At 43.8% G+C, this 12,878-nt stretch carries 11 protein-coding genes; 3 read left to right on the top strand and 8 right to left on the bottom strand.

The genetic code is table 11. The features are described from left to right. Positions 1-9: 9 nt before the first annotated feature. On the bottom strand, positions 10-1,575 hold the full coding sequence (locus VQ643_RS03890; protein WP_414197962.1) for an AAA family ATPase: 1,566 nt from the start codon (positions 1,573-1,575) through the stop codon (positions 10-12). A 116-nt stretch (positions 1,576-1,691) separates the two neighbouring features. Between VQ643_RS03890 and mrcB the strand changes: the two genes are divergently transcribed. Genes mrcB through VQ643_RS03875 form a run of 3 tightly spaced genes read left to right on the top strand, consistent with a single transcriptional unit; the run spans position 1,692 to position 5,132 of the window. Then, positions 1,692-3,998 carry a penicillin-binding protein 1B gene (mrcB, locus tag VQ643_RS03885; protein ID WP_414197961.1) on the top strand — a complete coding sequence of 769 codons (2,307 nt, stop codon included), beginning with the start codon at positions 1,692-1,694 and terminating at the stop codon, positions 3,996-3,998. A 13-nt stretch (positions 3,999-4,011) separates the two neighbouring features. Beyond that, positions 4,012-4,788 carry a tetratricopeptide repeat protein gene (locus tag VQ643_RS03880; protein ID WP_414197960.1) on the top strand — a complete coding sequence of 259 codons (777 nt, stop codon included), beginning with the start codon at positions 4,012-4,014 and terminating at the stop codon, positions 4,786-4,788. Further along, positions 4,788-5,132: a YqcC family protein gene (locus tag VQ643_RS03875; RefSeq protein WP_414197959.1), complete on the top strand. Its 345-nt coding sequence runs from the start codon at positions 4,788-4,790 to the stop codon at positions 5,130-5,132. Before VQ643_RS03880 ends, VQ643_RS03875 begins: the two co-directional genes overlap by 1 nt. 1 nt (position 5,133) lies before the next feature. Here the strand turns inward: VQ643_RS03875 and VQ643_RS03870 are convergent, their stop codons facing one another. From VQ643_RS03870 to VQ643_RS03840, 7 genes are all read right to left on the bottom strand, one after another. Continuing rightward, complete coding sequence (locus tag VQ643_RS03870; RefSeq protein WP_414197958.1) at positions 5,134-5,574, bottom strand: DUF4124 domain-containing protein; 441 nt, start codon at positions 5,572-5,574, stop codon at positions 5,134-5,136. A gap of 82 nt (positions 5,575-5,656) precedes the next feature. Beyond that, entirely contained in the window at positions 5,657-6,160 is a 504-nt protein-coding gene (locus VQ643_RS03865) for an RDD family protein (RefSeq protein WP_414197957.1), read from the bottom strand. Between the two features lie 104 nt (positions 6,161-6,264). Then, entirely contained in the window at positions 6,265-6,474 is a 210-nt protein-coding gene (locus tag VQ643_RS03860; protein ID WP_414197955.1) for a cold-shock protein, read from the bottom strand. Positions 6,475-6,839: 365 nt separating this feature from the next. Further along, positions 6,840-8,357 carry a fumarate hydratase gene (locus VQ643_RS03855; protein WP_414197954.1) on the bottom strand — a complete coding sequence of 506 codons (1,518 nt, stop codon included), beginning with the start codon at positions 8,355-8,357 and terminating at the stop codon, positions 6,840-6,842. 131 nt (positions 8,358-8,488) lie between these two features. After that, entirely contained in the window at positions 8,489-9,400 is a 912-nt protein-coding gene (locus VQ643_RS03850; RefSeq protein WP_414197953.1) for an acyltransferase, read from the bottom strand. A 153-nt stretch (positions 9,401-9,553) separates the two neighbouring features. Next, positions 9,554-11,635, bottom strand: a complete 2,082-nt coding sequence (gene pta / locus VQ643_RS03845) for a phosphate acetyltransferase (RefSeq protein ID WP_414197952.1) — start codon at positions 11,633-11,635, stop codon at positions 9,554-9,556. Positions 11,636-11,643: 8 nt separating this feature from the next. After that, the gene (locus tag VQ643_RS03840) at positions 11,644-12,837 is read right to left on the bottom strand and encodes an acetate kinase (protein WP_414197951.1); all 1,194 of its coding nucleotides are present in this window, start codon (positions 12,835-12,837) and stop codon (positions 11,644-11,646) included. Positions 12,838-12,878: the final 41 nt, after the last annotated feature.

The raw sequence follows: 12,878 nt of genomic DNA, 5'->3' as shown, positions 1-12,878 counted from the left end.
CTTTTAGGCTTATAAACCAGGGATACGTTGGCGTAAGTGTTCAATTAACTTGTCAGTGGTAATAGTTTCGTTAGTCTCTACCAAATAACGGTGCGCCTTTTCCTCAGCATTTAAAGGCTGGCGATTTGCTTGCTGAATTTGGATAATCTCATTGGTTGCTTCAGAAGGGTCAATGATTTGATGTGGGCGTTGGGCTAGCCAAGCAGCAACCACCTCATCAGGTGCTTGGCAATCTAAAATAAAGAAAGGCACGCCTTCATTTTCTGCAATATTTAAGGCAGCAAGGCGTCGCGCTTGTTCTAAATAAGTGGCGTCAATAACCACAGAATAGCCTGCTTGTAGTGCTTGCTTGGCCAGATCATGTAACCGTTGGTAGGTGGCATCACTGGCTTGTGGTGTATAAATGCCGGCTCGCATTAGGTTGGCGGCCTCTTTTGGCTGCTCACCGAATAAGCGCTGGCGTTCAGCATAGGAGCGAAAACGTAAGGCGCCCAAAGCTTCTACCAAACGCATAGCTAAATGGCTTTTGCCAACCGCAGAAATACCATGTGTGATGGCTAGAAAACGGCATGGAATAGCACTGTAGCTTTCAGCTAAGTCAGCATATTTGCGATAAATTTGTACGATAGCCGCTTTTTGTACAGCATCATCTTCTTGAGCTAAGCGAAACAGGTTTACTTTGCCACGCACCATGGCGCGGAAGGCTTTATAAAAATTAATTAGCGGAATGGCTGCAAAGTCGCCTGTTTCTTCAAGCCATGAATTGACAAAACGGCGCGACATGGCTTTTAGTCCACGATCATCTAAATCCATGGCTAGAAAAGCAGCATCGCAAGCGACGTCAATGAGGCGAAAAGGCTCATAAAATTCGATGCAATCAAATAGTGTGACTTCACCATCTAACAAAGTTACGTTACCCAGATGAATATCACCATGGCATTCTTTAATCAGCCCTTGATGACGACGCGCCTCCAATAAAGGTTTTAGTCGCTCAAAACTAGATTCAGCCCAAGCTTCTAAAGCATCGAGTTGAATGAAATCTCTTGGTTCTGTGAGCATTTCTCGAATTTGCTCAAAGTTCTGGCGAATAGGCGCCATAATAGCTTGAGGATCACCTAATGGATGATCGGCAGGAACGGATGGGGCACTAATATGAAATTTTGCAATCTTATGCGTCAGTGTGTCGATATACTGTTCGTTTAACTCGCCACTGCGTTGTAAATTGCCAAGCAACTGGCTTTGTGGGAATTGGCGCATTTTGACTGCGTACTCAATGACTTCACCTGCTTTGCCATCCATCTGTGGGTGGTCAGTGGTGCCTGTAATAGGGACGACTTCTAAGTAGATATCTTGAGTTAAACGCTGATTTAGTCGTAGTTCTTCGTTGCAGAAGTGGTGGCGTGTAGTTAGTGCAGTGAAATTAAGAAACCCAAAGTCAACGGCTTTTTTAATCTTATAAGCATACTCACCGGTAAGAATGACCCATGAAATTTGCGTTTCAATAACTTTTATGTCATCTACGTTATGTGAGTAAGCTTGCGGGTTATGTAAAGCATTGATAAGGGCTTGGGTCACAAATTGATCCTTGAATCTTCTACAATGTATCATCTCATTATGGCGAGAGTTTGGCTCCATGCAAAGTGCATTTGCACAAAGCTTAGCGTAAAACAATATAGGTAAATTTAAGCGTTATGGCTCGTAAATCTTCTAGGTCACGTAAAACAAAACCTAAAAAAGGCTTGATACGCCGTATTTTGGGCTGGTGCGTTAAATTAAGTTTAGTCGCTATAGTCGCCATTGGTGGCTATATGATTTACCTTGATGGCATTGTTCAAGAAAAATTCTCAGGTAAGCGTTGGACCATCCCTGCTAAAGTCTATGCGCGTCCACTTGAATTGTATGTTGGACAAAAGCTCACGCAAAAAGACTTTTTAACTGAACTCTCTGCTCTAGGTTATCGCCAAGAAACCGCACTGACTGGTTCAGGTGAATATGTTTCAGGAAAAAATACGGTCGATATTTATACGCGCGGTTTTACTTTTTACGATGGGCAAGAGCCATCATTACCTTTGCGTGTAACCTTTTCGGGGGATTTTGTCGCCGGCTTAAGCCAGACCAATGGGCAAGCTTATCCTGTCGCGCGTTTAGAACCCGTGTTGCTGGGGGGAATCTATCCTGCGCATACAGAAGATAGAATCCTTATTCAGTTAAAAGATGCGCCACCATTATTGATTGAAACCTTAACTACAATTGAAGATCGTGAATTTTATAATCACTTTGGAATAGCCCCTAAGTCTATTCTTAGAGCGGTTATAAATAATTTACGCTCAAGTAAGCTTGAGGGGGCCAGTACCTTAACCCAACAGTTAGTTAAGAATTTCTTTTTAACCAATGAGCGTAGTTTAAAACGTAAAGCCAATGAAGCTTTAATGGCCGTTTTATTGGAAATTCATTACGACAAAAATGAGATTTTAGAAGCTTATCTTAATGAAGTGTACTTAGGGCAAGATGGTCAACGTGCAATACATGGATTTGGCCTTGCTAGTCAGTATTATTTTGGCCAACCATTTAATGAGTTAAAGTTGCATCAAGTAGCGCTCTTAGTCGCTATGGTAAACGGTCCAAGTAAGTTTAATCCACGGCGTAATCCTGAGACTGCTTTAGAACGGCGCAACTGGGTATTGGATAAGCTGGCAGCGCAAAATGTAGTGAGCCAAGAAGTAAGCGCTCAGGCAAAACAGCAGCCTTTGGGCGTGAGCAAGCTAGGTTCTATGGTGAATAATAATTACCCAGCTTTTATGGATCTCATTAAGCGCCAGTTGCGTGAGGATTATGAAGAAAAAGACCTTACTGAAGAAGGCTTGAGTATTTTCACCAGTTTAGATCCTGTTTTGCAGTTTAAAGCAGAGCAGTCAATGCAAGAAACCTATGCTCAGTTAAAAGGGCGCAATGGTATTGATAAAGTAGAAGCCGCCTTTGTTGTAACTAACCCCAATACGGGCGAGGTTTTAGCATTGCTGGGTGGTCGTGATGCGCGCTATGCAGGTTTTAATCGGGCGTTAGATACAAATCGTCCTATTGGTTCATTGGTCAAACCAGCTATTTATTTAGCAGCATTAGAACAGGCTGATCGCTATACCTTAACAAGTTTTGTGCAGGACACTAATTTCTCGGTTAAAAACGCAGATGGCAGCTTATGGACACCGCGTAACTATGACCGTAAAGAACATGGCACTATATATCTGTATCAAGGCTTGGCACGCTCTTATAATATCTCAACAGCACGTTTAGGGCTGGAAGTTGGAGTGCCGCAAGTACTGGATGTGCTTAAACGATTAGGCTTAAAGCGTAACTGGCCAGCGTATCCTGCTATTTTGTTAGGCTCTGGTGATTTAGCGCCCGTAGAAGTGGCTGATGTTTATCAAACTATTGCTAACGGTGGGTTTAACACACCTTTGCGTTCTATTCGAAATGTTTTAACCGCTAAAGGTGAGCCATTAAATCGCTATTCTATGAAGGTTGAGCAGCGCTTTGATGCTGGCGCTATTTATTTAACGCAAGAAGCAATGCGTCGTACAATGACAGAAGGTACAGGGCGCTCAGTCTATAATCGCGTGTCTAAAAATACGGTGTTAGCAGGCAAAACGGGTACTAGTAATGATTCGCGTGATAGCTGGTTTGCAGGCTTCGGTCAAGATTTACTGGCTGTTGCCTGGATGGGGCGTGATGATAACGCCAGCACATCATTAACAGGTGCTACGGGGGCTTTGCAGTTGTGGTCGATTTTTATGCAAAAAGCTCAGCCGTTATCACTAAATATGTCAGTACCATCGAATGTTGAATTTGCGTGGATTGATCCTATATCTGGACAAGGAAGTATGGAAGGTTGCGCAGGTGCTGTTAAAATGCCGTACATTAAAGGTAGCGCACCAGTAGCTATGCCATGTACTCCTGATGAGGTGGATGCTCCTGGTTGGAATCGTGGCTGGACTAATTAATGAGGATTGCGTTTTGAGTAAATACGCAGTATTAACACTGGCAATAGCCGGTAGTGTGTTTTTAAGTGGTTGTAATAGTACAGGGGCAAAAGTTCCTGTAGTTGAGGCGGGAACCAAGCTAACGCCAGGTACGCTTAGAGATATTAATGCGCGTCAGCCGCAGAGTGTATCAACAGGGCAATATTATGCGGGATCAAGCACTAACCAAGCTAGCGAAACCGTTGTGGTTAGTGGGCATCAGACGAGTAATCGTATTGTGGTTGAACATGAGTCAGCCACGAACACTAATACACAAGCCTACAACCAACCATGGTCAGCTAGTCAAACCCCAGGGCAGCAAGACTGGCAAGCCGCCGAGGGACAGGCGCGCGCGCAGCTAGGGCAACAGCAGCAAGTCTTCGAAGAGAAATCCCAAGACTATCAAGCTAAATTACGCTCAGCTCAAGCAAATTATGCACAGCAGCCGTTGCCAGCCCCAGTGCAGGCGTTGATTACCAGTGCAGAACAATCGGCTCAGCGGGGGGATTTCAATAATGCGGCTGCTCAGCTTGAACGCGCGCAACGTATCGCACCAGCCGAGCCTATTATTTTGCATCGTCTATCTGAAATTTATCTTGCCCAAGGCGAACCTGCTACAGCTGAACAGATGGCGCAACGAGGTTTAAGTTTAAGTAATAATAAGCCAGCGCTACAGGCTAGTTTTTGGGAGTTGATAGCACGTTCGCGAGATGAACGCAATGATGCAGCGGGTGCGGCTCAAGCTCGTGAGCGGGCGAAGGTATTACTTTAATGTCACAACATATTAATTTAGTTGCAGAACAGTTGTTGTGGCTTGAGCGCGAGTTAAGGGTCGCTGGATTGTGGTCAGAACAAGCGCCTGATGCCGATGCGCTGATGAGCTCAGAGCCATTTTGCGTAGATAGATTAGATCTTGAACAATGGCTGCAATGGGTTTTTTTACCAAGAATGATCGCTTTAGTGCAATCAGGTCAGCCACTACCAGCTAAAAGTGCTATTGCACCTATGGCATTAGAGCGATTTAAGGATAAATTAGACAAAATGCAGCCGTTAGTTAAACGGCTGCAAGCGTTAGATCATTTACTTACTGAAGGACATTTACCGTTACCGCAATAGGTTAGTCTTTACAGTATTCTTTAATTCCGTTTTCGGCTTCTACAATACGCGCTTGACGCTCTTCTTCAGTTAAGCGCACTACTACACCGTTTTCGTTACTCATAACGCGTGAGTTGTACTTAAGCTGTGCCAAGTTATTACGGATATTAGTACAGTACTCTTGTAGTTTCTTATCCCGCTCAGCGGCTTCCTCTTGTACTTTTTTATCAATATCTGCTTGCGTAGCTGGCTTGTTTGGCTCATCTACTTTTGCTGGTTCAGTATTTGAACCAAAAGAGCGTTGTTGACCTGTAGATATGATTTTAGCATTAACACCATCGGGCGGTTTAGAGCCGTAATGTATAGAGCCTTGAGCATCAGTCCATTGATAAATGGCGTTAGCTTGTGCAACGCCTGCAAAGAGGGCGGCGCATAAACCAAAGCAAATAAAAGCGCGGCGCATAATTAATCCTTCCTAATCAACAATAAATAAACTATAAAGCCATAGTCGATATAATGGTTTGAGCTAGCTCACAGCAAAGCCACTATTTTTTATGAGCATTTTTAGGTAGCTGCACAACAATACTCTCAGAATACTTGTCGTGCCAGGTGCTTTTTTCTTTGTTAAACAGCATCCACCAAAAGCCTAAGCCAAAGGCTAGCCATGAAAATATTGCAATAAAAAAGCGCAGTAGGCTTTGCCAGAGATCTATTGCTGTACCATCCCTGTTTTGTACACGCACCCCCCAAACTTGCATGCCCAGTGTTTGTCCATTGTGTGTCCAAAATTTGGCGAAAAAACCAAATAAGCAGAATACGAGGATGCTGTATAGGACGGGGTCTTGATCAAGCTGCTTGGCTTGCGACATGGCCATAAGCTGCTCGGCACCATAAATAGCACGTAAGATACCTTGTTGGTAAATTAAGGTCGCTACCATCACAATGGCCAAGCACAATAAAAAGTCATAAAACATAGCAGCGAAACGTCGGCCCATGCCGGCAATAGGGTATTCGCCTGTAGGTTTTAGAAGGTGTCTATTCTTTGACATAACTAGCCCAATACAAAAAGTGCTAGGTATTGTACTGCAACAGCTGAACCGAGCAAATTGCTAAAAGAAAAAGCCCTTGATTAATCAAGGGCTTTGCAGAGGGTCTAGTCAACGCGTTGAACTTTATCTGCTTGCATTCCTTTCTGGCCTTCTACAGCTTCGAAAGTCACTTTTTGGCCTTCTTTCAAGGTTTTAAAGCCTGTTCCTTCAATAGCACGGAAGTGAACAAAAAGGTCAGGGCCATTTTCCGGAGTAATAAAACCAAAACCTTTTTCATCGTTGAACCATTTAACGGTACCAGTTTGACGCGACATACTTATATCCTTTGAAACTAAAGTTAATTGTGCATTTATTAAGTAATAATAAATACCAACACTGAGTTGCAGGGAGTTAAGCAGTCGAGCGAGATACAATAAGCACATAAAATTGGTTAGGTACTAGATCACGGTTCTGAGCGACCCTCGCAAATCAGTCTCAATACTCTACGATAACTAAACTTTAAAGCCAAGTAGCATAAGTTCTAACTTGAATAAAATTATTGCTCATTTAGTCATAGTTCTAATAAATATATTTAAATAAATGCGTTAGAACAAAAGATTAATTATTAAATGGGAAATGGGTGGTTATACTTTGGTGGAAAGAAGCATTAGTGTTTAAGCTAATGCTTCTTTATTTGGGCTTAAACTTCGACAGCTAAACTTTTAACAATTTTGTCATGCCAAATTTGTGGGCCGCTGATGTGCACAGAGTCGCCTAAACTGTCTACAGCAACAGTTACAGGCATATCTTTTACATCAAACTCATAAATAGCTTCCATGCCTAACTCTTCAAATGCCAGAACTTTAGCCTGTTTAATAGCCTGTGCTACTAAATACGCAGCACCTCCTACGGCCATTAAGTATACAGCCTTGTTGTCTTTGATGGCTTCAATGGCAATAGGTCCACGTTCAGATTTACCAATCATACCTAAAAGCCCTGTGGCCTCAAGAATCTGACGGGTAAATTTATCCATACGTGTTGCTGTTGTAGGGCCGGCCGGTCCTACCACTTCATCGCGTACAGGATCTACAGGGCCAACGTAGTAAATAAAGCGACCTTTTAGGTCTACAGGTAGTTGCTCGCCATTATTTAGCATTTCGCACATGCGTTTATGGGCGGCATCTCGGCCAGTAAGCATTTTACCATTGAGTAATAATGTTTCACCTGGTTTCCAGCTAGCCACTTCTTCTGGCGTAATGCTATTTAAATCCACACGACGTGCTGATGGACCCGCTTCCCAAACAATTTCTGGGTAAGCATCTAATGAGGGGGCTGCTAATTTGGCTGGGCCTGTGCCATCTAGTGTGAAATGAACATGGCGTGTGGCAGCACAGTTAGGAATCATGCACACAGGTAAAGATGCAGCGTGGGTTGGGTAATCTTTAATTTTGATATCCAACACCGTAGTTAAACCGCCTAAGCCTTGGGCGCCAATACCAAGCTGGTTTACTTTTTCAAAGATTTCTAAACGTAACTCTTCAGCACGATTTTGTGGGCCACGGGCTTGAAGTTCATGGATATCGATAGACTCCATCAATACTTCTTTAGCCATTAATGCGGCTTTTTCTGCTGTGCCACCAATACCGATGCCAAGCATCCCTGGAGGACACCAGCCAGCTCCCATTGTAGGTACAGTTTTAAGTACCCAATCCACAATAGAGTCAGATGGATTGAGCATAGCCATTTTAGATTTATTTTCAGAGCCACCGCCTTTAGCGGCTACATCAATTTCAACAGTATCACCAGGCACTATAGAGTAGTGAATAACGGCTGGGGTATTGTCTTTAGTATTTTTACGTTTGCCTGCCGGGTCGGCTAAAATAGAGGCGCGCAGTACGTTGTCTGGATGAGTATAAGCACGGCGAACACCTTCATTGATCATATCATCAAGGCTCATTTGTGAGTCCCATTGAACATTCATGCCAACGCGTACAAAGACAGTCACTATACCTGTGTCTTGGCAAATTGGGCGATGCCCAGTAGCGCACATACGTGAGTTGATTAAGATCTGTGCAATCGCATCTTTAGCTGCCGGTGATTCTTCACGTAAGTAGGCTTCGTGCATACTTTGAATGAAATCAACGGGGTGGTAATAGGAAATATATTGTAAAGCATCAGCAACGCTTTGAATTAGATCATCTTGCTTAATAACGGTCATTACGCGCTCCTCTAATTAGCGGGAACCTTTTATTAAAAGCAACGCCGAGCAAAGCTCGGCGTTATAAGTCACTTTAGGCAAGTATACCTTTTGTCAAGGCTAAGACCTAGTGCTATGCAACATAGGTAGCATTAACCTTTGGACTCAGGATATTGCTCGTGTAATTGGGCTAGTAAGCGGTCTTTTTCGACCCACAGCTGGTTAACCCAGGCTTGAAAGTCTTGTCGGTAACTGGTGTCGGAATCGTAGTTTTTGCCTAAAAAATGCTTGGGAATATCTAAGGTTTCGACGTGCATCACCACTTGTTTAATTTTTCCAGATAATAAGCACCACATGCTGGGTGAGCCTTGTGGGTAGTGAATAGTCACATTAAGCATTTTATGTAGTTGTTCACCCATGGCGTCTAAAACAAAAGCGATACCGCCAGCTTTAGGTTTGAGTAAGTATGTAAAGCTTGATTGCTGTTCGGCATGCTTCTCTGGCGTAAAGCGAGTGCCTTCTAAAAAGTTAAAAACAGAAACAGGATTGGTTTTGTAGCGTTCGCAGGCTTTACGTGTGGTGGCTAGATCTTGTCCTTTTTTTTCTGGATGTTTGGCAAGATAGGCTTTGCTGTAACGTTTCATAAAAGGAAACTCTAGTGCCCACCAGCATAAACCTATGATAGGAACCCAAATAAGCTCTTGCTTAAGAAAGAATTTAAGTAAGGGAATTTTGCGATTGAACTGATTTTGCAGTACGAGAATATCAACCCAGCTTTGATGGTTGCTAGTCACTAAACGTGAGTGGGTCATATCTAGGTTGTCTAACCCTTGTACTGTCCACTGTACCTTAGCTGCCAGTTTGATCCAAAAATTATTCACACCAATCCATAGTTCAGCAATGCTGTGCATAGCAAAGCGTAAGGCTCTTTGAATAGGTTTAAACGGAAAAAGAAATTTAATAAGTGAAAGTAGGAATAAAGGCCAGCACAAAATAAAAGTGCTGATAAATAGAATAAGGGCTGAGATGATGCCTCGGATAGCGCTTGGTAAAAAATGCAGCATAAATAATAACCTCGATGCAGCCAGGGTGTTGAGCGTGCTTATTATAAAGGTTAATGTTAACGCTGAATGATATTACTGCAAGTAAGATCTAAGCTTTAACAGCAAAATAGCAGAAATTAGTGCTATTTTGCTGATATATACTGTAGTTATGCTTTATTTAACAGCCTGAATAGCGGTTAAGGCGATAGTAAATACAATATCCTCAACCAAAGCGCCACGAGACAAATCATTCACAGGCTTGCGTAAGCCTTGCAACATAGGGCCAACACTAATGACATTGGCGCTGCGTTGTACAGCTTTGTAAGTGGTATTGCCTGTATTTAAATCAGGAAATACAAACACTGTGGCGTGGCCTGCAACTTTGCTGTTAGGCGCTTTTTGCTTGCCTACGCTAGCAATGCTGGCAGCGTCGTATTGAAGTGGACCATCAATAGCTAGTTCTGGCGCACGCTCTTGAGCAAGACGAGTGGCCTCGCGAACTTTCTCTACTTCAGCGCCAGTGCCAGAGTCACCTGTTGAGTAGCTGATCATGGCTACTTTAGGGTTAATGCCAAAGGCTTTGGCAGACTCAGCACTTTGCAAGGCAATTTCTGCTAGGTTTTCGGCATTAGGGTCAGGGTTTACAGCGCAGTCGCCATACACTAGTACCTGATCTGGCAGTAGCATAAAGAAGACAGAAGAGACTAAGTTGTAGCCAGGTGCTGTTTTAATCAACTGTAATGCTGGGCGAATAGTGCTGGCTGTGGTATGTACTGCGCCAGAAACTAGTCCATCTACTTCATCAAGGGCTAGCATCATGGTTGCCAGCACAACAGTATCTTCTAGTTGCGAAGCGGCCATAATCTCAGATAAGCCTTTGCTTTTACGCATTTCTACCATAGGTGCAATGTAGTTATTGCGAATAAGGTCTGGATCTAAAATCTCTAAATCTTTTGGCAGTTCTATGCCTTGTGCGTCGGCAACGGCTTTTACTTCTTCAGGTTTGGCCAATAAAACACAACGGGCAATACCGCGGTTTTGGCAAATAACGGCGGCTTGAATAGTACGAGGCTCATTGCCTTCAGGTAGAACGATACGCTTGTTGGCGGCCTGCGCACGCTTGACGAGCTGATAGCGGAAAGCAGGTGGCGATAACAAAAGCTCACGCACATTAGCGCAGCGTGCTTTGATTTTTTCAGCCGCCAGATGCTGAGCGATAAATTCAGTAACCTGTTTAATTCGTTGTTCATCATCAACAGGAATGCCCTTGTTCAGGCTGAATAAGTTGCTAGCGGTATCATAAGAGCCTGTAGACACTGTTAAGACAGGTAAGCCGCTCTGCATGGCACCTTTACAAAGCTCTAGGATGCGAGGGTCAGGCGTAAAGTCGGTACATAACAATAAGCCAGCTAATTGCACGCCATTAAGTGCTGCTAGGCTAGCAGCCATAATGATGTCGTCACGGTCGCCAGGCGTAACAATTAGAACGCCTGGTTTGAATAGTGGTACTGTGTTAGGTACCGCTCGGGCGCATAGAATGACTTTTTGTACACGGCGGCTATTGAGTTCACCTTGGTTTAAAATTTTTGCATTTAACTCGTTAGCGACGTCCAAAGTGCGTGGCGCGTTGAGTTCTTCGTTTTGCGGAATGCAGCCTAAAAGCTGGAGTTTACCTTGACGAATAGCCGCACTGTTGGCAGTTAGCTGCTCAGCAAAAGAGGTTTGAATAGCCTCAGGTACGCGGTTAATAATAACGCCAAGTAAGTTTTCTGATTGGCTGCCACCAAAAAACTGCGCTTGCATTTCAATACGGTCAGCTAATTCAGCAAAGTCATTGCTGTTAGCTGCGCTAACTAAAATAACCTCAGCATTGACCGCACGTGCGACCGCTGTATTAATACGCTGTGCGTAATCTTGCTGGGTTGTAGGTGACATACCTTCAATAATGACCACGTCGTATTGATTAGCCACTTCTTGGTAGTTGCTAACAATTTCTTCGAGTAGTTCATCTTGCTGCCCATTACCAATCATGCGTTCAACATGCTGTTGGGATAATGGTTGAGGCTGCTTTAAACCAAAACTGTTGGCTAACATAGTGCTGGAGCGCTCAGGGCCTGAATAGCCAGGGTGAGGCTGAGCAATAGGTTTGAAAAAACCTACTTTAATGCCAGCGCTAGTCAGTGCGTGAACTAATCCAAGACTGATACTGGCAAGGCCAACACCAAATCCGGTTGGGGCGAGAAGGAAGGTATGCATAGCTCGTCCTATTTACGATTATTTAAAAGAGCGAGTGTTTCTAAGGCAATTTGGCGTTCTTCATTGGTAGGAATAACCAATACGCGAGGAGAACCTTCTGCACTAATGACACCAGCTACACCACGAATACATTTTTTGTTTGCTTCGTTATTAAGTTTAAAATTAAATAGTGGCATGTAGGATAGTGTTTTTTCACGAATAGCGTCAGCGTTTTCACCAATGCCGCCAGTGAATACTAAGCCATCTAAGCGTGGTAAGGCACAAGCCATGCCGGCTAATGATTTAGCTAGGCGATAACAGAATACCTCAATGGCGAGAGTAGCCTTATCGTTACCTGACTGGCTAGCTTCTAATAGCGTACGCATATCGTTAGATAGGCCAGATAAACCAAGCAGGCCGCTTTCTTTAGTGAGTACTGACTCAATTTTAGCCAAGTCCCAACCTAGTGTGCGATGTAGATGGTTTGGTAGGCTTGGATCAATATCACCACTACGCGTCCCCATCACTAGACCTTCTAACGGAGTTAACCCCATGCTGGTATCACGACTCTCACCATTTACTACGGCGCAAGTCGAACTGCCGTTCCCTAAATGGGCGATCAGCCAGCAACTATCCTCTACAGGTAGTTTACTGAACTCTGCAGCCTTGCGGCTGACGTACATATGGCTAGTGCCATGGAAACCGTAACGACGTACATGATGTTCAGTATAAAGATGCTCAGGAACGGCGTAACGATAGGCGCGAGCGGGCATGCTTTGGTGGAAAGCTGTATCAAATACGGCAATTTGCGGTAGGTCAGGGTATAAGGCTAAAGAAGCTTCAACGCCAATGAGTCCGGCTGGGTTGTGTAGTGGTGCCAGTACTGCAGCGTTACGAATAACCTCTATAACATTGGGTGTTAATTCTGTAGCTTTGGTGAAATGTGCGCCACCATGCACAATACGGTGGCCAATGCCATCTAGTTGGCCATGACTGGCTTTTTGTACCATAGGTAGTAGGCGCTCAAAGGCATCTTTGTGTGTGGCGCCATGTAATGAAGTAAGGTGTTTTTCGCCTTCAAAACTCCAGTTTAATACTGCATCTTCAGTGCCGAGTCGCTCTGCTAATCCTTGTAGTGGAAAGCTGTCACTGTTCTCGTTAACCAGTGCAAACTTAACAGAAGAGCTACCGCTATTTATCACTAATATATTGCGACCCGACATATTTTGTCCTTGATTAGTAAACACGATTAAAAAGTCTTGCT

It is taken from the genome of Pseudomonas sp. F1_0610, assembly GCF_047470865.1.
Lineage (GTDB): Bacteria > Pseudomonadota > Gammaproteobacteria > Pseudomonadales > Pseudomonadaceae > JAZDRH01.
Note: the sequence above shows the minus strand (reverse complement) of the source record. Positions and strands in the feature narration are given on the sequence as shown.

Coding starts and splice junctions, on each gene's coding strand:
- VQ643_RS03865 (WP_414197957.1), bottom strand. CDS start 6,160: ATGTCAAAGAATAGACACCTTCTAAAACCTACAGGCGAATACCCTATT.
- VQ643_RS03850 (WP_414197953.1), bottom strand. CDS start 9,400: ATGCTGCATTTTTTACCAAGCGCTATCCGAGGCATCATCTCAGCCCTT.
- VQ643_RS03860 (WP_414197955.1), bottom strand. CDS start 6,474: ATGTCGCGTCAAACTGGTACCGTTAAATGGTTCAACGATGAAAAAGGT.
- pta (WP_414197952.1), bottom strand. CDS start 11,635: ATGCATACCTTCCTTCTCGCCCCAACCGGATTTGGTGTTGGCCTTGCC.
- VQ643_RS03840 (WP_414197951.1), bottom strand. CDS start 12,837: ATGTCGGGTCGCAATATATTAGTGATAAATAGCGGTAGCTCTTCTGTT.
- VQ643_RS03870 (WP_414197958.1), bottom strand. CDS start 5,574: ATGCGCCGCGCTTTTATTTGCTTTGGTTTATGCGCCGCCCTCTTTGCA.
- VQ643_RS03855 (WP_414197954.1), bottom strand. CDS start 8,357: ATGACCGTTATTAAGCAAGATGATCTAATTCAAAGCGTTGCTGATGCT.
- mrcB (WP_414197961.1), top strand. CDS start 1,692: ATGGCTCGTAAATCTTCTAGGTCACGTAAAACAAAACCTAAAAAAGGC.
- VQ643_RS03875 (WP_414197959.1), top strand. CDS start 4,788: ATGTCACAACATATTAATTTAGTTGCAGAACAGTTGTTGTGGCTTGAG.